The organism is Dyella flava (assembly GCF_016904955.1).
Taxonomy (GTDB): domain Bacteria; phylum Pseudomonadota; class Gammaproteobacteria; order Xanthomonadales; family Rhodanobacteraceae; genus Dyella_B; species Dyella_B flava.
In genome coordinates this window covers 208,834-230,473 of record NZ_JADIKE010000034.1, presented here as the reverse complement: position 1 = coordinate 230,473, position 21,640 = coordinate 208,834, and the positions used below count along the sequence as shown (strand labels likewise).

General features: G+C 63.3%; 13 protein-coding genes. 5 read left to right on the top strand and 8 right to left on the bottom strand.

Going from position 1 to position 21,640, the window contains the following annotated elements; translation table 11 throughout:
* The first annotated feature begins 82 nt into the window (after positions 1 to 82).
* Positions 83 to 3,106 (top strand): DEAD/DEAH box helicase, encoded by a 3,024-nt coding sequence (locus ISP19_RS09185; RefSeq protein ID WP_204681063.1) that lies wholly within the window; start codon positions 83 to 85, stop codon positions 3,104 to 3,106.
* 25 nt (positions 3,107 to 3,131) lie between these two features.
* Here the strand turns inward: ISP19_RS09185 and ISP19_RS09180 are convergent, their stop codons facing one another.
* Entirely contained in the window at positions 3,132 to 3,914 is a 783-nt protein-coding gene (locus tag ISP19_RS09180; protein WP_204681062.1) for an SEL1-like repeat protein, read from the bottom strand.
* Positions 3,915 to 4,545: 631 nt separating this feature from the next.
* On the opposite strand from ISP19_RS09180, the gene ISP19_RS09175 reads away from it, so the two are divergent.
* Complete coding sequence (locus ISP19_RS09175; protein ID WP_204681061.1) at positions 4,546 to 7,782, top strand: autotransporter family protein; 3,237 nt, start codon at positions 4,546 to 4,548, stop codon at positions 7,780 to 7,782.
* A 104-nt stretch (positions 7,783 to 7,886) separates the two neighbouring features.
* Here the strand turns inward: ISP19_RS09175 and ISP19_RS09170 are convergent, their stop codons facing one another.
* The 3 genes from ISP19_RS09170 to ISP19_RS09160 all read right to left on the bottom strand — a co-directional run bounded on the left by ISP19_RS09170 (position 7,887) and on the right by ISP19_RS09160 (position 11,381).
* Complete coding sequence (locus tag ISP19_RS09170) at positions 7,887 to 8,570, bottom strand: HAD family hydrolase (RefSeq protein WP_204681060.1); 684 nt, start codon at positions 8,568 to 8,570, stop codon at positions 7,887 to 7,889.
* A 55-nt stretch (positions 8,571 to 8,625) separates the two neighbouring features.
* Positions 8,626 to 9,636 (bottom strand): glucokinase, encoded by a 1,011-nt coding sequence (gene glk / locus ISP19_RS09165; protein WP_204681059.1) that lies wholly within the window; start codon positions 9,634 to 9,636, stop codon positions 8,626 to 8,628.
* A gap of 218 nt (positions 9,637 to 9,854) precedes the next feature.
* A complete protein-coding gene (locus ISP19_RS09160) occupies positions 9,855 to 11,381 on the bottom strand; it encodes a S53 family peptidase (RefSeq protein WP_204681058.1) in 1,527 nt (508 codons plus the stop codon).
* Between the two features lie 209 nt (positions 11,382 to 11,590).
* Here ISP19_RS09160 and hemB point away from each other — a divergent pair, with 209 nt between their 5' ends.
* A complete protein-coding gene (gene hemB, locus ISP19_RS09155) occupies positions 11,591 to 12,583 on the top strand; it encodes a porphobilinogen synthase (RefSeq protein ID WP_204681057.1) in 993 nt (330 codons plus the stop codon).
* Positions 12,584 to 12,804: 221 nt separating this feature from the next.
* Here the strand turns inward: hemB and ISP19_RS09150 are convergent, their stop codons facing one another.
* A complete protein-coding gene (locus tag ISP19_RS09150) occupies positions 12,805 to 13,185 on the bottom strand; it encodes a tautomerase family protein (RefSeq protein WP_204681056.1) in 381 nt (126 codons plus the stop codon).
* Between the two features lie 62 nt (positions 13,186 to 13,247).
* Positions 13,248 to 13,868, bottom strand: a complete 621-nt coding sequence (locus ISP19_RS09145) for a DUF4865 family protein (RefSeq protein WP_239556693.1) — start codon at positions 13,866 to 13,868, stop codon at positions 13,248 to 13,250.
* A gap of 108 nt (positions 13,869 to 13,976) precedes the next feature.
* Here ISP19_RS09145 and ISP19_RS09140 point away from each other — a divergent pair, with 108 nt between their 5' ends.
* Entirely contained in the window at positions 13,977 to 14,864 is an 888-nt protein-coding gene (locus ISP19_RS09140; protein WP_204681055.1) for a LysR substrate-binding domain-containing protein, read from the top strand.
* Positions 14,865 to 14,876: 12 nt separating this feature from the next.
* On the opposite strand, the gene ISP19_RS09135 is transcribed toward ISP19_RS09140, so the two are convergent.
* Entirely contained in the window at positions 14,877 to 15,689 is an 813-nt protein-coding gene (locus tag ISP19_RS09135; RefSeq protein ID WP_204681054.1) for a glutaminyl-peptide cyclotransferase, read from the bottom strand.
* A gap of 123 nt (positions 15,690 to 15,812) precedes the next feature.
* On the opposite strand from ISP19_RS09135, the gene ISP19_RS09130 reads away from it, so the two are divergent.
* Entirely contained in the window at positions 15,813 to 17,651 is a 1,839-nt protein-coding gene (locus ISP19_RS09130) for a monovalent cation:proton antiporter-2 (CPA2) family protein (protein ID WP_204681053.1), read from the top strand.
* A 453-nt stretch (positions 17,652 to 18,104) separates the two neighbouring features.
* On the opposite strand, the gene ISP19_RS09125 is transcribed toward ISP19_RS09130, so the two are convergent.
* Positions 18,105 to 21,578, bottom strand: a complete 3,474-nt coding sequence (locus ISP19_RS09125) for an ankyrin repeat domain-containing protein (RefSeq protein WP_204681052.1) — start codon at positions 21,576 to 21,578, stop codon at positions 18,105 to 18,107.
* Positions 21,579 to 21,640 lie beyond the last annotated feature (62 nt).

The following is a 21,640-nucleotide window of genomic DNA, read 5'->3' as shown; positions in this document are numbered from 1 at the left end:
TCGGCGTATGCATGTCACTTGCAGTGCCGACCCAAATCGCTGCTAAGCTCAAGGTTTTGATCGCCCCAGGGATCGCATGCGCATGCATCTACCGGACGAGAAACAGCACAGCGATTCTTCCGCCCGGAATGACGAGCGCGAGGAAAGCCTGCCGGGTGTGTGGCGCAAGCTGCTGACCAGACCCGCTGCGGCCGCAGCGCACGAGCATGCCGTGCTCGGTTTCTTTTTTGAGGTCGTGCCGGAGGAAGGTGCGCCCTACGCCCGCCTGGATGCCGCGCCGGTCCTGCTGGTTCCCGCCGAGCACGGCCGCTTCACGCGGCCAGCCCCCTTGGAAAGCAAATTGCTGGCGCACACGGGGCTGCAGGCGCATGAGCAGCGCCTGGCGACAGCGGTGCTGGGTCTGACGCAGACTCTGCGCAAGTCGCGCAGCTACGCGCGCCTGGCTGGCCATGTCGGCAACACCTTGCTGGCTGAAATGCTCGACACCGCGCCGTGCTTCCTGGGCGGGCTGGCCGGTCTGCGTCTCTCGCGCGGCAAGTCGCACCAGCTGAATTGGCATTGGCATCTGGAGAACGACGGCAGCCAGCGCCTGTTGCCGGCACTTCCGCACAGCCAGCGTCTGCTGCGCGTGGATGGGCTGTGGTTCCTGGATGCCGAGCGCGCCGAGCTGGGACATCTGGAAGCCGATCCGGAAGAAACCCACTGGCTCGATCTGCCGCCGCTCAAGCACGAATACAGCCAGGCGCTGCGCAGCAGCTTGCCCTCAAGTCGTCTGGCGCATCGCATTCCGCTGCCGCAAGTGTTCGATGAGCTGAAGCGTGCCGAACTGGCGCCCAAACCCGTGCTTACCCTGCACGCCCTGACCCGGCATGCGCGCCTGGCTGCCGGTACGCCACCGCTTGCCTATGCGCGGCTCGCTTTTGACTACGCCGGCGAGCGCTTGCCCGGTCGCGGTGGCGAGCCGCTGGTGCGCCGCGTGCGCAATGGGCAACTGGTGGAAATCGCCCGCCGTCGTGCGGAAGAGCTCTCCACCATGGAGCAACTGGAACGCGCCGGGCTGACCCTCGGCGTCGACACCGAAGGCCTGCCCTGGGATCTGGCCGACACCTTGCCCGAAGACGCCTGGCTGTTCCCCGGCAAAGGGCACGCTGGCGCTTTGGAAGTGAACACCCCCGCACGCTGGCTCGCCTTGCGGCCGAAACTGGAAGCCGAGGGCTTCCTGCTCGAATACGCACCCAGTTTCCCGTTCGAAGTGCTGGAAGGCCCGGTGCGCTGGTACGGCAATGCTGTCGAAGACGCCGACGATCATGCCTTCGATCTGGAAATCGGTATCGAAGTCGAAGGCAAGCGCCGCAATCTGCTGCCAGCCGTCGCGCAGGCGCTGGCCGAGCATCAGCTCAACCTCAGCCCGGCACCGAACGAACCGGAAGATGCGGTGTGGTACGCGCCGGTCGACGAACGCCGCCGCGTGCCGGTGCGTTTGAAGGAATTACGTGGCCTGCTTGCGCCGCTTGCCGAATATCTGGAAAAGCCCAAGAAGAAACTGCACCTGCCACGCGTGCAGGCGGGCCGCCTGGAAGAAATCGTCGAAGCCCTGCCTACTGGCGGTGAGCTGCAGGCACCCGAACAGTTGCGCGGTTTCACCGCGCGCCTGCGCGATGCCGCCGAGCGCGCAAGCGACGCCGTTCCCGAGGGGCTCACGGTTGAGCTGCGCCCGTATCAGCGTGAAGGTCTGCGCTGGTTGAATGCCCTGGCCGAAGCCGGTGTCGGCGGCGTACTGGCCGACGACATGGGGCTGGGCAAGACGCTGCAACTGATCACCCACCTGCTCGCCTTGAAAGAGCGCGACGCCCTGCAGCAGCCGGCGCTGATCGTGGTGCCGACCAGCCTGATTCCCAACTGGCTGGCGGAAATCGCCCGCTTTGCACCGTCCCTGCGTGCACTGGCCTTGCATGGTCCGCAACGCAGCGGCGACTTTTCGCAAATCGCCGCGCAGGACATCGTGCTCACCAGCTACGCGCTGTTGCCGCGCGATGTGATCACGCTGCGCAAGCAACCGTTCTCGCTGATCGTGTTCGACGAAGCGCAGCAGGTAAAGAATCCGCGCACGCAAGCGCGTCGTGCGGCGCTCACCTTGCGCGCGCCGCGCTGCGTCTGCCTGACCGGCACGCCGCTGGAAAATCACCTGGGCGAGCTATGGTCGCAGGTTGACCTGGCCGTACCCGGATTGCTGGGCGATGAAGGCGCCTTCCGTCGCCACTACCGCGTGCCAATCGAAAAGCAGCGCGACGAAGACTGCCAGGCGCGCCTCAATCGCCGCCTCGCACCGTTCATCCTGCGGCGTACCAAATCGCAGGTCGCGTCCGAGTTGCCCTCCAAGACCGAGATCACCCGCCGCGTCGTGCTCGATGGCCGCCAGCGCGAACTGTATGAAAGCCTGCGCCTGTCGCTGGCCGACGAATTACGCGAAGTCATCGCGCAGCGCGGCATCGCACACAGCGGCATCGTGGTCCTCGATGCCCTGCTCAAGCTGCGCCAGGTCTGCTGCGATCCGCGTCTGGTGAAGCTGGAAGCTGCGCGTGGCGTGCGCGACTCGGCGAAGTTTGAATTGCTGATGGACATGCTACCCGCGCTGCTCGCCGAAGGCCGCAAGGTGCTGCTGTTCTCGCAGTTCACCGAAATGCTCAAGCTGATCGCCAACGAGCTGGACCGCCATCGCATCCACTACGTGATGTTGACCGGCGAAACCCGCGATCGCGCCGAGCCCGTGCAGCGCTTCCAGGACGGCGACGTACCGCTGTTCCTGCTCTCCCTGAAAGCCGGCGGCGTCGGCCTCAACCTCACCGCGGCCGACACCGTGATCCACTACGACCCGTGGTGGAACCCGGCCGCCGAAGCACAGGCCAGCGATCGCGCGCACCGCATCGGTCAGGACAAACCGGTGTTCGTTTTCCGTCTGATTACCGCAGGCACCGTCGAAGAGCGCATCGAAGAACTGAAAGCGCGCAAAGCGGAGCTGGCGGAGGCGGTGCTGGAAGGTGGCGGCACGCGCGAAAAGCTCAGCTTCGATCAGGCCGACCTGGACGCCTTGCTCGCGCCGGACTGACGTCCTGCGCGATCAACCTGCCTGATCAAGGTTCCACCGAGCGCGCCGTGGACGATGCCGAAACCGGCTGGCCCTGCAGCCATTGCGGCTTGCCCACCACCACCGTGCCATGCACATTGTCGAAATCCGCGGTGGCCTGGTCATGCAGCTTGTTGGCAATCGCAAAGGCGCTCTCAGGGAAGGGCGAATACCCGTACAAGTAGACGATGCCGTTCTCGCGCGCGGCATCGTCGATGGACTGGATGCCGTGGTTGAAGCGGGCAATCGCGCGTGGCGCGGCGACCCCGTCGCCATAGCGCAAGCGCATCTGCCGCCACAGCGTCGACGCGTGCTGGATTTCCTCCACCGTCGCCTTGGCGCGCGCACTGGCATAGGCCACCCGGTACTGCTCGCTCTTGCGCTCCGCCGCCAGGGCCAGCCAGGCCAGGCCCTGCGGCCGGTCCTGCGGGACCTGTGGCATATCGCCATTGAGGTAAGCCAGGCCCAGCGAGTACTGCGCATCCTTGTTCGCCCAGTACGCCGACTCCTTCAGCATGTCGATCATCTTGCGGTAGTTCCCCTGCCCGTAGGCGGCCCGTGCCTCGCAGGCGTAGTAATCGCCCGGCAGGATCGGTTCCAGCGCGGTCGGGCAATAGATGTCCTTATCGTTGATCGGCTGATCTTGCGGGACATCCGCCGTGGGCGGCGTGAGGTCGGGCGCGGCGCCGTTGACCGTGATGGCCGGTGTTGAGGTTTGTGCAGATGCCATCGCGGTGAACGACAGGCCTGCCGCGAGCACGCACAAAGCAAACAGCGGTGTTTTCACCATGCTTCCCCATTCCAAGCATTTTCCCCACTGCAGCATAACGGACCGCGGGCGTTTTCGATGACTTGCCGTGGCTACTGCTCCCTCTCCCCGGAGGGGAGAGGGAGAGAGCGGTATGTGTATCGACACACCCGACTTCCGACTATCGCCCCTCTTTCAGCCGAAGGAAGAACGAACAGTCCTGCAGGATAAATCCGGCTTAGATCATCTGCATACGCCGATAGACCCCGGCGGCACAACTCACAAGCCGGGTGTGCTCATCGCAATGAGAATTCACGCGTCCGACGCATGCGTGCTCCGCGCATTGATGAAGTGCTGACCGCGGCCGAATGATCGGGACGACAATTGCAGAATCCACGGCAACGGCATTGATGCAGCAAGTCTTGCTGCCGCTACCCAATGCCGCGTCACGCACAAAAAAAATAATAAGAATTTGAGGGTGGTCTGATTGGGTAAAACAAGGACGCTTCCTAACGTGTCGTCCGATTGTTTCGCGGCCAACTTCCACCTTGGACAGCACCGAGAAACATCACGAGTGCTGCCCATCCTCTGACGGACGGCAGCTATGCACGCGGAGCGAAGCTCTAACCGGCAAGCGCTCACGCAAACCTCCTTACGAAAAGGGAATTCATCGATGAAAGACACGGACAAGTTCTGTGCTGCAAGGCGTTCCATCCTCGCGTGGACCATCGCTATCGCACTGTCTGCACCGGGCGCTTCGCGCGCGGTCGATGGCCCGCAAACCGCAGACGGCACCACGCTCGCGCTGTCGCCCGGCGATTACGTCGGCGACGGTAAGACGGTGCTTTCGATACTCAATGCGGGGAACATGACGGCGGATAGCGGCATTGTGGTGACTGCCGATGGAGCGAACGCCCACGGAGCACAGATCAATGGTGTCGGCAGCATGCTGAGTTTTCATGGCGGCGCCCTCAGTACGACCGGACAGAGTGGCTACGGCATTTATACCCTGCGCGGCGGTAAGGCAGAGATCGGTTATGACCCGATCGGTGTCGGCACCATGATCACCACCTCCGGATTGGTAGCGTATGGATTGTTCAACTCCGATCCCACGTCGGAAATCACCGGCAGCGGCGTCACCGTCGTCACTGCCGGACCTGCAAGTCATGCCGCCGTCAATAACGGCGGCGTGCTGACGCTCTCGGACAGCAGCCTGTTTACCAGCGGTGATAACTCCTACGGCGTGACAGCCAACGGCTATGCCAACAGCAATGCTGCCGGTTCGCGGACTGATCTCACCCACGTCGACGTCACCACGCAAGGAGCGCAAGCGCATGCCGTCTATCTCGACGGACAGCTTGGCGGCGGCAGCAAGGCGACGATCCGTGGCGGCACATTCAGTACGTCCGGCGATAGCGCGGTTGGCATCTACGTAATCCAGGGCGCGCAGGCGGTCGTGGCCGATGCGGGCATTCAGACATCCGGCAAATACGCTTACGGAATCGTTCTGGATCAAGCTGGATCAACGATCGAGCTTGAGAAAAACGTCGCCATAAGCACATCGGGAGACAATGCGGAAGCTGTGTGGGCGGTCGGCCCCAATACGAAGGTCGATGCCGCCGCGTTTGATGTGCGCACAAGCGGAGATAAATCGACGGCTTTCGATAATCGCGCCGCCGTCATCACGTTGACCAACGGCTCGATCCTGACCACCGGCTCAAACTCCCATGCGCTTTACACATCCATGGAATATGGCGATGACACGCACATCGATGGCAACGACCTGACTATTCGCACCGAAGGTGCCGGATCGGTCGGCGCGTATGCGCGGCTCGGCAGCCATATATCGCTCACTGACAGCAACGTGGAAACCGCTGGCGCAGAGGCCTATGGCCTTTATGCCGCACGAGGCGGCCTGATCAGCCTGAAAGATACCAATGTTATGACGACAGGTAGCGACGCTTACGCTGCCGTGATCGATACCGGCGGCGGAGCGCTGAATATGACGGGCGGCCGTCTCTTCAGCACGCAATCGGGTGCTTTGGCAGTGGCGGGAAATGCCGACATTCAACTGAGCCATGGTGTGCAGGTTGCTGGCGCCAGCGGTGTCTTGCTGGATGTGTATGACCCGACCGTACGGATCTCGCTGGCGATGGACGACAAGGTCAGCGCGCAAGGCGACATGGTGTTGAACGAGTCGCTGGTCGAAAGCGGCACGATTTCCGCGGCGAATGCAACGGTGTCGTTGAGCCACGGTTCGCAGTGGCTCGGCGCGACCCGTGACGTGATTGGTGATTTGTCAATCGATAGCGACAGCGAGTGGTATGTCTGGGGCAGCTCATCCATCGGGCAGCTGACCTTGAATAACGCGCGCATCCGTTTCACACCGCCGGTGCAGGATGCGTACAAGACACTTGCCATCCTCGGCGATTTTGCCGGTGAAAGTGGAATGATCCACATGCATGCCCTGCTCAACGAGGGTGGTCCGCTGAGTCATCAGCGGACCGATCGCCTGTTGATCCTCGGCAACGTTACCACTACGAACACCACGCTGCTGGATATCGTGGCGCAGGGCACTGGCGCGTCGGCGCCCATCGACAACAACGGCGTGGTGAATCCCACAGACGGCATATCGCTGGTTCAGGTGGGCGGAACTTCGCGCGCGGATGCCTTTGCACTGCGTTACGGCTATGTCGCCGTGGGTCCCTATCAGTACAAGTTGTACGCGTTTGGTCCGGGGCAGGCCGACGCTTCGCAGAATGCGTTGCCGTCCGGTGCATTGAATTGGGATTACCGCCTTGCGCCGAAATACATTGAGTTGCCGGACGAGGGTCATCTCGACCCCGATGACGGTACCAGTCCGCCCGATCCGGATCCCGGTCTACCGGACGAACCGTCTACGGGCGGTAACGGTTCATTGCCGGAAGATGCCAACTCGGAGCGAGTACAGGACCTGGTTGCCCAGCTTCCTTCCTATATCGTCGCGCCCACCGCCTTGTTGAACTACGGCGACACGATCATCGACACCTTGCATCAGCGGCTGGGTGAAATCCGCGATACCCCACCCGCTGATCCGCACGGCGGTGAGCTGTTAGTGCGCTATATCGGAAGCCAGCAGCGCTATGCGTCCGACCAGGGGACGTACGGCTACGACTTCAACCAGCAGATCAACGCAGTGCAATTGGGCGGCAGCCTTGTTTCCCTGACCAGCGATGCATCGAGCCTGCGCATCGGCTGGGCGCTGGACAAGGGCGTCACGCGCGTCACCCCGCGGGTGTACGACAGCGAGGATGCAAGCTTCAGCCGCTACGACGCGCACGGCGTATCCGCATGGATGACCTGGCAGCAGAGCAACGGTTTCTATGTCGATGCCGTGCTGGGCGGCGAGCGTTATCAAGGCAGTGTAAGCACCGCCATACGTGGCAGCGATGTGGCGCAGATCAGGGCGGGTGGCTGGACTGCCTCGGTGGAGACGGGCTATCCGTTCGCACTGGGCGGCGGCTGGTGGATCGAGCCGCAGCTGCAGGTAAAACGTCAGTCGCTGAGCTTCGATCCGTTCCAGGATGCCGACAATCTGGCTACGCAAATCAGGGTGGCCGGATCGACCCGCGCGCGCGCCGGTATTCGCGTCAGCAAGACGGACAATCTGCGGTTCTCGCCGTATGTGCGTGTCGATTTCACCAACACCCGTGGTGGTGGCTCAACGGCCACCGTCTCCAGCGAGGCATGGGACGTAAGCGGCAGCTTCCGGAGTGGGCGCTTGGGCAACACGGTCCGTGCAGGTGCGGGTGCCAGCAGCCAGTTTCTGCCTTATCTCTCGCTGTACGGTGAGGCCGACTATCTGCACGCCACTACCGACTACGGTATGCGCGGCTGGGAAGTGAATCTCGCCCTGAGGTTCGAGTTCTGACTGGTCCTGCATGGGCATGCGGGCGGGTGAAAATCCCGCCCGTGTGCTCGTGCACGGCAAGATTCGTGGTGACAGATGATCGGCGCGGCATGATTTGCCAACGCTCAGTCGCGCGCTGCTACTTCGTCGACATGTTCGAGCAGATCGGCCGGATCGTCATACACACGGAATGCGCCGGCCCGTTGCAGTTCATCCTGACCATAGCCGCCGGAGAGCAGGCCAACACCCAGCGTACGCGCACGCTGTGCGGCGAGCATGTCCCAGATGCTGTCACCGATCACCAGCGACTGGTGGATATCCACGCCCAGGCGCTCGGCTGCGGCGAGGAACAGGTCGGGGTCGGGTTTCGCATGGCGCACCATATCGCGGGTCACCACCGGCACCTCGTTGGGGTCGATGCCGAGCGCGGTCAGGTTGTATGCCGCTGTCTGCATGCGTCCGCTGGTGGCGATCGCCCAAGGGATGCCTTCCTTGGTCAGGAAATCCAGCAGTTCGCGCGCGCCGGGCAGCGGGCGCACCGAACCTTGCGTGTGATGCCGGTTGAACGCTTCGGCATGCCATTTCTGCAAGCGCTGAATGCGTTCTTCGGTAATGTCCAGGCCCGTTTCACGCAGCAGGATATTGGTGAACAGTCCGCCGCTCATGCCGATCTTGCGATGGATGGTCCATACCGGCAGCACCACGCCTTCACGATCAAGCGATTCCTTCCAGGCCAGCACATGCTGGTAGACGCTGTCGATCAGCGTGCCATCGAGGTCGAACAGGAAAGCAGTATGTGAGCGGGCCATAGCGTTCTTCGGCGAAGACGGTAGGTTGGGTGCGCTAACCCAACCTACTCTCGCGTCAATGTGGCAGCGTTCCGCCGGATTCGAGCACGGCCAGCGCGGCCGCGCCGAGCAAACCGGGCTCCGGGTGCGTAATGGCAATCGTCGGCACGTGTTCCATCGTATCGCGGAAGCGGCCCTTGGCTTCAAAGCGCTCGCGGAAGCCGCCGCTTTGCAGCCACGGCATCAGGATCTTCAGCACGCCACCGGTGAGATAGACGCCGTCCCAGCCGCCCAGGCTCAGCACCAGGTCCCCGGCCACGCTGCCGAAAATGCCGGCCAGCGTTTCCACCGTGCGCACGCATAGCGGATCGCTGTTATCGGTGGCGCGCGCGGTGATGTCTTCGGGGGTGTATTCCTCGGCACGCTGACCGGCGATGTCGGCCAGGGCGAGATAGAGATTCACCAGGCCGTTGCCACAAATCATGCGCTCGTTCGACACGCGCCCGAAACGCGCGTTGAGCCGATGCAGGATTTCCACGTCTTCCGCCGTGTGCGCGGCAAAACCGGCGTGACCGCCTTCGGTTTCCAGCACGATCCAGCGACCGTAGCGCAACAGCAGACCTGCGACGCCAAGACCGGTGCCGGGGCCCATCACCACAAAGGTCTGCGACGATTTGTGATCGTGCTCGGGCAGCAGGTTCGGCCCGACGGGCTTGAGCTGATCGTTCAGCAGCAACGGAATCGACATGCCCTGCGCGGCGAAATCGTTCACCAGGCGTACGCCATCGAAACGCAGCTCTTGTTGCAATCCATGCGCGGAAACCGCCCAGGGATTGTTGGTGATCTGCACCGTTTCGCCATTCGCAATGCGGCCCGCCGCGGCGATGATCGCGTGCGAGGCGGTATGGCCGGTGTCGGCGAAATATTGGTGGATGGTGTCGGCCAGCGTGTCGAAATCCTTCACGCGATAGCGCCGGACACTATCCATCATCAGGGGTGAGACCGACGTGGTATCGGCGAGCGCGAAGCGGACATTGGTGCCGCCCAGATCAGCAAGCAGGGTAGGGGTGTTGATGGAGCGATCCATGGGGATTCCAGACAGCTAGCCCTACAAGACTGCCCGTTGTCGCTCCGTTCGTCCAGCACAGCCCACGCGTCTTTCTCCCTCCCCCTTCGGGGAGAGGGTTGGGGTGAGGGGGCCCCCTTGCATGGTGTGTCAATCAGAGCGGCGCTTTTATGAGGCTTGTGGCAAGCCTTGGCCCCTCACCCCAGCCCTCTCCCCGAAGGGGAGAGGGAGCAACGCGGTTAGCTCTTCAGCGCCGACAACGCCGACAACAACGCCTGTCCATTCGGGCTACCCAAGCCCGTACAGGCATCCCAGCCAGGCCCCGCCTGATAAGCCCCATTGTTCCCCTGCGTGATATCCCGAAACGCCGATTCGCCGATCTGATACATCGCGGCATGCACATCACCCACGGGCGTGCCGAGACTCTGGTTGAACAGGGCGATCAGCGCCGCCCACAGCGGCGCCACCGCGCTGGTGCCGCCGATCACCTGCGACTGCCCGTCGACCAGCACCTGATAACCCGTCATCGGGTCGGCATTGCCGGAGACGTCCGGCACGCCGCGGCCAGTGCCGCCGCTGGGCGATGCGGGGACATTGGCGTTCTGCTGCCAGGTGGGCAAGGGGTAGTCGACACTGACCCCGCCACCGGTGGCGCCTTCGTTGCTGGCGGTCTCGTTCCAGACCACTTCGCTCTGGATGGTGCTGCCGCTGGCAACCAGGGTGGTGCCGCCGCAGCCGAGCGAATAGGGGCTGGAGGCAGGGAAGTCGACGTGCGGCTGGCCATCGCTCTCACCGTCGCTGGAGCCATCGTCGCCGGCGGCCACCGTCACGGTGACACCGAGCGCCACCGCGTCTTCCAGTGCCGTTTCCATCGCGCTCAACGACGAGCTGCTCCAACTCGATTCGGGGCCGCCCCAGCTGATCGAAATCACCGACGGCTTGTTGGTGGTGTCGTGGGCCGCTTGTGAGATCGCCTCGTAGAAGCCCTGATCGGTATTGGTGGTGAAATACACCGCAATGGTCGCGCCCGGCGCCAGGGCGCCGGCCACTTCGATATCCAGCATCACTTCATCATCGGCATCGCCGCTGCCGGGCTGGTTCTGGCCACCCGCCACGGATACGGCGATCACCGTCGGCTGCGGGCTGATGCCTAGGCCCGAAAAGTACTGGCTGAGATCGCTGGTGGTGTAACCGCCGCCAAGCTCGATGATGCCGATGGTTTCTCCCGCGCCGTTGACGCCGCTGGGGAAGTTGTAAAGCTGTCCGATCTGCAACGGCGTGTAACTGGTGTTCGGCGTGGCGCTTGGCCGGCGCGAACGCGGTTGCGCCACCGGGCGGCGATCCAGGCCGAGTACAGCAATGACTTCAGCCGGAAGCGTCGGCGCATGTCCGCAGCCGACAAACGGCGGACGACCTTCGAACTGATACGTGCCCAGCGTGACGCCGAATGCTTTTTCCAGCGCCGCCGGTGTTCCGCGCAGATGCAGTACGCGACGATGCGTATCGGAGCCGGTCTCGCTCAGTCCATATTGCTGCGCAAAGCGGCGAACGCTGTCCAGGTCGGCCGGATCGGCACCGTAGTGCTGGCCAAACTCACCACGCTGCCAGCGCGGCGGATGTGGCCATGATGCCGGTTCTGGCCCCGTTTCCGAGCGCCGTCGCAGTACCAGTGTGACATCGATGGGGTCGGTGCCCTCGTGCGGCCCGAGGTATTTCATGCCTTCGGGCGAGGTCCAGTGCGACGAACGCTTGGTGGGGTGGCTCATGACGCGACTCCTGGGGGGGACATGCATCGGGCGAAGATGCCACACGCAATGTGTTCATCTCGCTAATGCGCAGACGGACGTTTAGCTCTCGTCACAATTGTTGAAAACCGGCATCTCACGATCTGAGCCGTCGCGGCGCGGCGATGTGTCCGAACGCACAAAACCAGCATGGAGTTAAACTACGCGGACTGATCGCAAGAGATTTTCCGATGAACTTCCCTGCCATCCGCATGCGCCGCATGCGCCGCGACGCTTTCTCACGCGCGTTGATGCGCGAACACACGTTGTTGCCGAGTGACCTGATCATGGTGGCCTTCGTGATCGAAGGCCAAGGTCAGCGCGAAGCGGTTCCGTCGATGCCTGGCGTGGATCGCGTTTCCATCGATGGCTTGCTGGAACTGGCGGGTGAATGTGTGCGCCTGGGCATACCCGCGTTGGCGTTGTTCCCTTCGCCCGGCGAGTCGGTGAAAAGTGAAGACGCCGCTGAAGCCTGGAATCCGCAAGGTCTCATGCAGCGCGCCACGCGTGCTGTGAAAGCGAGGTATCCCGAGCTGGGCTTGATCGGTGATGTTGCGTTGGATCCTTACACCACGCACGGTCAGGATGGCTTGATCGATGAACACGGCTACGTGATGAACGAGCCCACCGTGGAAGCCTTGATCAAGATGTCGCTCGCACAGGCCGAGGCCGGCATGGATTTCGTCGCGCCGTCGGACATGATGGATGGTCGCATCGGCGCGATTCGCGACGCGCTGGAACAGGCCGGCCATATCCACACGCGCATTCTTGCCTATTCGGCCAAATATGCCTCGGCCTTCTACGGCCCGTTCCGCGATGCGGTCGGCTCGGCAGCCAATCTCGGCAAGGGCAGCAAGCACACCTACCAGATGGATGTTGGCAACAGCGATGAAGCCTTGCGTGAAGTGGAGCTGGACATCGCCGAAGGTGCCGATGTGGTGATGGTGAAGCCGGGCCTGCCGTATCTGGATGTGCTGCGTCGCGTGAAAGATGCCTTCGGCATGCCGACCTTCGTGTACCAGGTGAGCGGCGAATACGCGATGTTGAAAGCCGCCGCGCAGAACGGTTGGCTGGATGAGAAGGCGGTGGTGCTCGAAGCACTCACCGCGTTCAAGCGCGCCGGTGCGGATGCCATCCTCACTTATTTCGCGATCGACGCTGCGCGCTGGCTGCGCGGCGAATAACAACCTCGCGACTAGCTGCTCCCTGTCCCCTGCGGGGAGAGGGCTGGGGTGAGGGGGCAATCTTGCGATGAAGTTGCTCTTTTAGCTTCGACACATCGAAGCGAAGATTGATCGTAGCGACGGCATTTTCGGCAAGCCCGGCCCCTCACCCCAACCCTCTCCCCGAAGGGGAGAGGGAGAGAGCGATTTGCGAAGAAACGCAGCTAACTTGCCGACAGCCCTCACACATACTGCGCAATACCATTGCCGAACGACCAATTCTCCTTGGCCGTCTCCAGCAAATTGATCAACACATCTTCCGGTCGCACCCCGGGATCAGCCGCCAGCTTGTCCACCACCGCCTTATAGAACGCCTGCTTCTGCGGCACCGTGCGGGTGTTGTTGCAGGCAATCTGGATGATTACCAGATCATCGCTGCGTGCGATGTCCAGATAGTTGGGGTGATAGTCGAATTCTTCCGCGTCATGCTGATGCACCAGAATGAAGCGATCATTCTTGGGCACGCTGAAACTCTCGATCATGGCGGTATAGATACCGTTGCGCAAAGCGGCGATATAGGCCGGGGATTTGCCGCGGCGTACATCGATACGGACGATAGGCATGGTTGGCTCCTGAGTCGTGCTGGGGGGTGCCTGGCGTCATCCTGGCGCAGGGCATGTTTCGATCATGCTGCTGTCAGCGCGGGTTGCGAGACATGGCCGATCTCGTAGACATCGACGTCATCGCTCGCAGGTCGGACCACGGTATCGCGCCAAAGGCGCACGCGCATCAATGTCCACGGATCGAATGCGCTGATCGCGGCCAGTGCGCCACGATCCAGATCCGCCTGCAGCATCGCGTTTTCCCGTTCGCGCACGGCACGCCATGCCGTGTCCGTCGGGATGGGCACGATCTCGCGTGTGGCGTAGCGTGCGATGGAAAGATCGGGTGCCGTCTCCGCGCGCCATACCGACCACGTACGCACGATCGGCCGTCCAAACGACGCCACCACACCCGCAAAGATCGCGCCGTCGAGAAACGCTTTCATGCCTTCGTGGTTGTGCCAGAGGTAGAACGGTGCATAGAGGTTTTCGCGCCCGCTGGCATAAGCCGCCTCGCGATGGGCATAGAGATAGGCCTTGAACGCCAGATGCGGGAAGTCGTCGGTCAGGTGCCCGCGTTCGGCGATGCGGCGGCGAATGATGTCCATGTCGTAATCGGCGGGCAGGCCGATGCGGTATTGCATGGTGATCATGGTGTGCCCTGGCTCCGGGCTGTGCTGAGCATCGGGCTGATCGTGAGACATGGCGAAGCTCCGTCGGTGGAGGGCTTGACGGAGCTAGCCTAGCGGCCCAGCATAGTATTGAAAATCGGGAAATTCAGTATTGATGATCCCGAAAAACGGGACTATTCCATGAGCAAGACCAATCTCGATCTGGATGTCATGCGCAGCTTCGCGACAGGCATCGAACTGGGCAGTTTCGCCAAGGCTGCCGACCGCCTGGGCCGCTCGACCTCAGCCGTCAGCGCGCAATTGAAAAAGCTGGAGGACCAGGCCGGTACGCCGCTGCTGCGCAAATCCGGGCGCGGCATGGTGCTGACCGAAGCGGGCGAGGTGATGCTCGGCTACGCACGGCGTCTGCTGGAACTCAACGATGAGGCGGTCAGTGCCGTGCGCGGTGTTGAATTGCAGGGGCGCGTGCGCCTCGGGCTGCAAGAGGACTTTGGCGAAAATCTGCTGCCCGAAGTGCTGGGGCGGTTCAAGCGCGCCCATCCCAGGCTGCGCGTGGAGGTACAGCTGGCGCGCAGTGCGACCCTGCTGCAGTCATTGCAGGCCGGCCGGCTGGATCTGGCGCTGGCGTGGGAGATGGGCCTGACTACTCCGTACGCCGAGCATGTGCACACCTTGCCGATGCGCTGGATTGTTGCCGATGGCCAACCGGCCAGCGTGATCCATGAAGCGGGCGAGCCGGTGCCGCTGGTGGTACTGGATGCGCCCTGCATCATGCGCACGGCGGCGACCCAGGCATTGGATCATGCCGGTGTTGCGTGGCGTATCGCCTTTACCAGCCCGAGCCTGGCGGGAACCTGGGCGGCGGTGAAAGCCGGGCTGGGTGTCAGTGTGCGCACACCGCTCGGGTTGCCGGCGGATGTGCGTATGCTGGACGCACAGGATGCGCACCTGCCGCCCTTGCCGTTGTTGGGACTTGCGCTCTATCGCGCGGAAGCCGAGCCGGAACCGGCAGTGACCCGGCTCGCCGAACTGATCTTGCAGCGATTGCGCGAATCAACACTAGCCTGAGGCGCGACCGCCTCAGGGTTTGCCTGCTTGCGCAGCGGACGGCGTATTGGCTTGCGGCGGTGTCAGCTTGATCTCATAGATCAACGGCCAACGCTTGCCGGTGACGAACAGACGATCATGCGCTGCATCGTAGGCAATGCCGTTGAGCACATCGTTGTTGGGATCGGGGGTATCTTCAGGCTTGGGCCCGAGGCCGGTCAGGTTGATCACACCGACGACTTTGCCGCTCGCCGGATCGATCCGCACGATGGCGTGCGTCAGCCAGACATTGGCGTAGATCTGACCCTTCACCCATTCCACTTCGTTGAGATTGGCGACCGGTCTGCCTTCGGCGGTGACATCGATCTTGCCGACCTGCTTGAGCGTGGCTGGATCGAGCACGCGAAGCGTCGGCGTGCCGTCGCTCATGTAGATGTGCCGGTTATCCGCGGTAAGCGCCCAGCCTTCGCCGGGATAATCAAACTGGCCGAGTTTCTTGAAGCTCTTCAAGTCATAGATGAAGCCGTGATGCGATTGCCAGGTCAGCTCCATCAACCGGTTCTTCCACGCCACGATGCCCTCACCGTAGTCGGGCGCCGGCAGATCCACCTGCTGCAGCACCTTGCCGGTGTTCATGTCGACCTTGCGCACCGACGACTCGCCGACCTGGCCGGTGGCTTCGTAAAAGTAGCCGTCCAGATAGAAAAAGCCTTCGGTATACGCACCGGTATCGTGCGGATAGGTGCGCACCACCTGATAGCCGTAGACCGGAATATTGTCTTGCGCCGTGGCTGCATTCACGCCACAAGCCAGGAGCAGTATGAGAAGCGCGGTGATGGATTTCATGGGGCCGGATCATCCCATGCCCAAGGGTGGCACGTCAGCAGCAAGCTATTACGTTTCTGATGGCGCTCACGTGGAATAATCGACCCCAAAGGACCTGCCCAGGCACCAAGTCGGGGAACAAGCGTGGATAGCCATCAATACCTGCGAGCAGCCGTCGTCTTTCTGCTGGCGACCGTGATTGTCGTGCCGCTCACCAAGCGTTTTCGCCTGGGCGCGGTGCTTGGCTATCTGCTGGCAGGCATCATCATCGGGCCGGAAGCGCTGCGCCTGATCGGTGACTACAACGGGGTGGCAGCCATTTCCGAATTCGGCATCGTGCTGATGCTGTTTGTGATCGGCCTGGAGTTGTCGCCGCAACGCCTGTGGGTGATGCGGCGCGCGGTGTTCGCCGCCGGGCTGTTGCAGGTGCTCGCCACCAGCGCCGTGTTCGGCGTCATCGCCTTCGCCTGGTTTGGCTATATGTCTCGCGCAGCCGCCATCGTTGGCGGCAGCCTGGCCTTGTCATCGACGGCATTCGGCTTGCAGATACTGAGCGAACGCAAGGAAGTCAGCACCGCTTATGGACGCCAGTCGTTCGCGATCCTGCTGTTTCAGGACCTCGCCGCGATTCCCTTGATCGCCGCCGTGCCGCTGCTGGCCTTGCCCGGCCGCCACGGCATCGACCCCTACGCCTTGCTGCGCACGATCGTCGTGATTGTGGCCGTGGTGGTCGGCGGCCGTTACTTGCTGCGCCCGATCTTCCGCTTCGTCGCACGTACCGCATTGGTGGAAGTGTCGACAGCGACCGCCTTGCTGGTGGTCATGGGTACCGCGCTGTTGATGGAGCTGGCCGGTGTGTCGGTCACCTTGGGCGCTTTTCTCGCCGGTGTGCTGTTGGCCGACTCCGAATACCGGCACGAGCTGGAATCAAATCTCGAACCGTTCAAGGGATTGCTGCTTGGCCTGTTCTTCATCAGCGTAGGCATGTCGATGCAAGTGCATCTGTTGCTGCAATCGCCGCTGCTGGTGATCGGGCTCACCGTGGCACTGTTGCTGGTGAAGGGCATGCTGCTGTGGCCGCTGGGTCTTACGGCGGGTGGCTTGAATCGCAAGGATGCATTGCGCCTGGCGGTACTGCTGGCCAGCGGCGGTGAATTTGCTTTCGTGGTGCTTCGCCAGGCGACCGACAAAGGCCTGATTGCGCAGCAGCAAGGAGGCTTGCTGGTGCTGGCCATCACCTTGTCGATGGCCCTGACGCCCTTGATGGTGGCTGGCATCGGCAAGTTGCTCGGCGCGAAGGAGAAGGAAGCGCCGGTGCGTCCCTTCGATACCATCTATGCCGATCATCCGCGCGTGATCATCGCCGGCTATGGCCGCATGGGCCAGGTCGTGGCGCGCTTGCTGCGCACGCAGAAGATCCCGTTCGTGGCCCTGGATCACTCCATCGAGCAACTCGATCTGGTGCAGCGCTTCGGCAAGCTCGACGGCATCTTCTACGGCGACCCGGCACGCCCGGAGCTATTGCGTGCCGCACAGGCGGAGAAGGCGGAAGTCTTCATTCTGGCGACCGATGATCCCGAATCGAGCCTGCGCGTGGCGCGGGTCGTGCGACGCATGTATCCGCATCTGAAAATCATCGCGCGTGCGCGCAATCGCCAGCACGTCTGGCGCTTGATGGATCTGGGCATCGATGATCCGGTGCGCGAAACGCTTTATTCCAGTCTCAAGATGAGCCGCAAAGCGCTGGAAGCACTAGGGGTGCCGGCCGAAAAGGCGGTGACGGAAGTCGAGCGTTTCCGCCGCAAGGACTCGGAGTTGATCAAGATCCAGTATCTGGTTTACGACGACGAGGCCAAACTGGTGCAAACCACCCGCGAGGCGGTCGCGGATCTGAGCAGGTTGTTTGAAGCCGACGCGGAAGAAATCACAACACCGTCCGAAAAAGGGCCCGATGCCGACACGCCCTTGATCAACGAACGTTGAGCTTTCGCTAACTGGTTTCCTGGCAAATTTCGTCGCGCGATCACTCCCTCTCCCCTCCGGGGAGAGGGTCGGGGTGAGGGGTTGCGCTTGCCTCAAACGTCATGGCTAACAGCGAGATGTTTTTCCATGGCACTCACGCTGCGCATCAACGTCGTCGCGCGATCACTCCCTCTCCCCTCCGGGGAGAGGGTCGGGGTGAGGGGCTGAGCTTGCCTCAAACGTCATGGCTAACAGCGAGATGTTTTTCCACAGCACTCACGCTGCGTATCAACGTCGTCGCGAGGTTGGCCCCTCACCCCACCCCTCTCCCCGGAGGGGAGAGGGCGCAAGGCTGCGCGAGCACGATACATACCCGTAAACCGCTTTTCTCCCTCTCCCCTCCGGGGAGAGGGGGCTGAAAAGCGAGCCTTCGCCGGGACGACGAGCAAAAGTCCCAGCCCTGTCGTGCGCGTATCAAGAATCCGACGGCTGCGCCGGCTGGCGCAGCGTTTGCCGCACGCTGGGAATGGCGCTGCCGCGCGCAGTCAGTTCGTGTGCGATGTCGATAAAGCCCAGATGCCGCGCAACATCCGCAGCAGTGCGTCCGAAGTTGTCGGCCGCGTTGCGATCCGCGCCGCGCGTCAACAGCACACGGGCCGGAGGCAGCAGCGCATGCATCGCACACGCGTGCAGCGCGGTCACGCCGCGTTGATCGGCGTGTTCAATGCGTGCTCCGGCATCAAGCAGCACCGGCAGCAACGCCCCGATATGCGTGGGATCGCACGGGCTGCCAGGACGCATATGCGCACCGAGCAACAGCAGCAAGGAGGTTTCGCCTTCGCCATCGGCCAGATTCGGGTCGGCTTTGCGCTTGAGCAGGGCATCGAACAGACGGCGCGCACGCAGGCTGTCGTTCTGCTCGAAACCGAATTGCGATGCTGCATGCAGCGCGCTATGCCCGCGTGCATCGACGGCATTCGGATCGGCGCCGGCCTCCAGTAATTGTTCGGCAATCTCGGGATAACCCTGCACGGCCGCAATCATCAACGCCGTGGCATCACCGGGCAGCCGCTGGTCGACCGTGGCGCCGCGTTCAAGCAGCAAGGCCACCAGAGTTTCGCGGCGTGCGGCAACGGCGGCGGCGAGCGGCGTCATGCCGTTATTCGCGCTGGCGGCCACGTCGGCCCCGGCGTCCAGCAAGGTGATGGCGACCTCACGATGACCGGCCCCGCAGGCATGCAGCAACGCGGTCGCGCCTTGCGCATCGCGTGCATCGGCCGGAAAACCCAGGTCCAGCAAGCGCCGCATGGCGACGTCGGCACCTTGCTTGGCGGCATCGATCAGATCGTCGGCGCGCAGTGGCCGGCGCGGGCGTTGCCAGCCATTCCAGTCCAGCCAGCGTTCCAGCTCCGGATGCTCAAGCGCGAGTCCGAGCGCCGTTTCGCCATTGGCGTCCATGGTTTCGGCATCAGCGCCATGCGCGACCAGTGCGCGCACCATCGGCAACGCAGCGGCTCCGTGCTCAAGTGCGGCGAACAGCGGAGTGCGTCCGCTGCTGTCGCGCACATTCGGATTGCAGCCGCGGCTGAGCAAGGTTTGCAGCAAGCCGAGCTGACCGTTCACCGCAGCCAGATACAGCGGGGTGCGTTCGCGCTCGTCAGGACAGAACGGATCGGCGCCGCGCTCCAGCATGTTCAACGGCAGCGCGGTATCAGCCGACGCGCCGTGCAGATGATTCAGCGCCTGCGCGAGCAGGCCGGTGCCGGCCGGGGTGGCGCCGGCATCCAGCAGATCGGTGATGGCTTCCGCGCTGTCGGGCAACAGCGGCAGCAGTGCGTCGAACAGACGGCGTCCAAGCGGTGGGAGGGGGGGATGTTCGCTGTCGAGTTCGTCGATCAGCTGCGGTTGCAACCGCGCCTCGGCGTGCAGGCCGTGATCGAGCAGCCAGCGGCGCGCGGCATGCTGGTCGGGTTCGGTCAGATCCAGATAGAGCTGCGCCAGTTGCGCCTGCGACCACTCGCGCACGCGGCCGGTGAAGCTGGAGACGATCGCCCAGTGGCCGAAGCGCAAGGCGTCGAGCAGATGCGCCGGCGTGTCGGCACCATCGGAGATCGCGTCGAGATTGAGGCTGGCCGGCAGCGGTGTTTCCGGATCGAGCAAGGCGACCAGATCCCAGCGTCCGCTGGCGGCGGCATGATCGAGTGCGCTGCGGCCGTCGCTGCCGGGCGTCTTCGGTTCCGCGCCAAGCGCGAGCAGTGCGCGCACGGTTTCAGCCTGCGCATGCGGTGACTGGCACGCGAGCGTCAGCGCATCGCGGCCGTGCTTGTCGCGGGCCAGCGCGTTCGCCTGGGCCTCGGCCAGCATCTGCACCACACCCACCGCACCGGCGCGCGCGGCTTCCATCAGCGCAGTGCTGCCGTGGTGATCAGCCAGATTCACATCTGCACCGGCAATGCGCAGCGCGCGGGCGATTTGCTCGTGTCCTTCGGCCGCTGCGACCATCAGCGCGCTGCGTTGCTTGGCGTCGACACCGTTGGCGGGCGAGCGGTGCTTCAGAAGCATCTTCACGCCACTGACGTCGTCGTCGGCGATCCCGGCGGCGGCGACCAGCGCGGGTTCGCCCTTGGCTGGCGACGCCTTGGCGCCGCGCTCCAACAGAAATTGCGCCAGCGGCCAGTTGGCGGCGCGGCAGGCAATCGACAGCGGGCTAGCGCCGGCCTGGTTGAGCGCGTCGATGGCAGCGCCCGCATCCAGCAGCATCGCCGCGACCGTCGGCTCGCCGCTAAGCACGGCGCCGTGCAGCGGCGTGTTGCCATCGGCATCAACGGCCAGCGGGCTGGCGCCGTTGGTCAGCAAGGTCATCACCGCGTCGGCGCGGCCGTGCCAGCTGTCGCGTGCTGCGGCGAGCAGCGGCGTCAGCCCGCCGCTGGCGCGATTCACGTCAGCGCCTTTGGCAATCAGCGCGCGCAGCAGATGCGGATCGGGCAGCAGGGCGGCCAGCATCAGCACCGGACGTTGGTCGCGATCAGCGGCGGCGGGCGCCGTATTCGGATCGGCACCGGCCTCGACCAGCGCCAGGGCGCGTGCGATGTCGCCATTGCGCGTGGCCGCCAGCAGCGCTTGCGCCTGTTCCGGCGTGCCCGGCGTACGTTCCTGCTCGCTCAATTGCGGTGGCTGAGCGGGTGCGTTGATCACCGGTTCGGTTTTTCCGTTGCGGCCCGCCGCTTTTTCCTTGCGCTTCGGCCGGCGGCTTTCGCTCAGCATCACGCGCAAGGTGCGATTGGCAATCACCAGGCAGCCCAGCGGCACGATCACCACCGCATACAGCACGATGGCCGCGGTGCGCATTTCCGACGGCAGCACGCCGTACAGGCCGCTCAGCGCGATCGCCGCGAACGACAGGATCACCAGCGCCAGCGCGCTGGGCAGGAAATGGCTGAAAAAGTGTTCTTCGCGTGAAAGGTGGCGGCCGAAGGTGATGCTGCGCGCTGAGGCGGTAAACAGTGACGAGCCATGATGCTTGTCCTGCGCGGGATAGGCGTCATCCCAGACGAACACCAGGGCAAACGCCGGCCAAAGGCGCCACAGCGCGGTCAGCGCCACCACCAGCGCCGCGGCCAACAGCAGGCTGGCGCCGAGTGTCGGCTGCTGCGTGAGCCGTAGCATCGGCCACGCGATCAGCAGGAACACCAGCGCCACATAACAGGTGAACAGGGTGATGTGCGCTGTGCCACGGCGCAGCACGGTGTGCATGAAATCGGGCTCCGGATCGAAGCCGATCGCGTGACACACCGCCGCCATGGTCAGCGTATTGGTCAGCAGCAACAGAATCAGCGTGGCCGGATGCGCGCCGACGGCAGCGGCAATGCCAGCGGCGATAAAGCCTGGCAGGAACCAGATAAGGGAAGTCAGCACGGAGGAAGGGCGGCGCGATTTGATAGGTGGCATGTCAGGAGTATAGGAACCAGGAGCGCGTCAGACGGTAATCACTTGTTAACAGTTGTAGGTCA

What these genes read in the sequence shown, in the direction of transcription:
- ISP19_RS09185 (WP_204681063.1), top strand. Translation starts at nt 83, where the DNA reads ATGCATCTACCGGACGAGAAACAGCACAGCGATTCTTCCGCCCGGAAT.
- ISP19_RS09135 (WP_204681054.1), bottom strand. Translation starts at nt 15,689, where the DNA reads ATGAAATCCATCACCGCGCTTCTCATACTGCTCCTGGCTTGTGGCGTG.
- hemB (WP_204681057.1), top strand. Translation starts at nt 11,591, where the DNA reads ATGAACTTCCCTGCCATCCGCATGCGCCGCATGCGCCGCGACGCTTTC.
- ISP19_RS09160 (WP_204681058.1), bottom strand. Translation starts at nt 11,381, where the DNA reads ATGAGCCACCCCACCAAGCGTTCGTCGCACTGGACCTCGCCCGAAGGC.
- glk (WP_204681059.1), bottom strand. Translation starts at nt 9,636, where the DNA reads ATGGATCGCTCCATCAACACCCCTACCCTGCTTGCTGATCTGGGCGGC.
- ISP19_RS09180 (WP_204681062.1), bottom strand. Translation starts at nt 3,914, where the DNA reads ATGGTGAAAACACCGCTGTTTGCTTTGTGCGTGCTCGCGGCAGGCCTG.
- ISP19_RS09125 (WP_204681052.1), bottom strand. Translation starts at nt 21,578, where the DNA reads ATGCCACCTATCAAATCGCGCCGCCCTTCCTCCGTGCTGACTTCCCTT.
- ISP19_RS09140 (WP_204681055.1), top strand. Translation starts at nt 13,977, where the DNA reads ATGAGCAAGACCAATCTCGATCTGGATGTCATGCGCAGCTTCGCGACA.
- ISP19_RS09145 (WP_239556693.1), bottom strand. Translation starts at nt 13,868, where the DNA reads ATGTCTCACGATCAGCCCGATGCTCAGCACAGCCCGGAGCCAGGGCAC.
- ISP19_RS09170 (WP_204681060.1), bottom strand. Translation starts at nt 8,570, where the DNA reads ATGGCCCGCTCACATACTGCTTTCCTGTTCGACCTCGATGGCACGCTG.
- ISP19_RS09150 (WP_204681056.1), bottom strand. Translation starts at nt 13,185, where the DNA reads ATGCCTATCGTCCGTATCGATGTACGCCGCGGCAAATCCCCGGCCTAT.
- ISP19_RS09175 (WP_204681061.1), top strand. Translation starts at nt 4,546, where the DNA reads ATGAAAGACACGGACAAGTTCTGTGCTGCAAGGCGTTCCATCCTCGCG.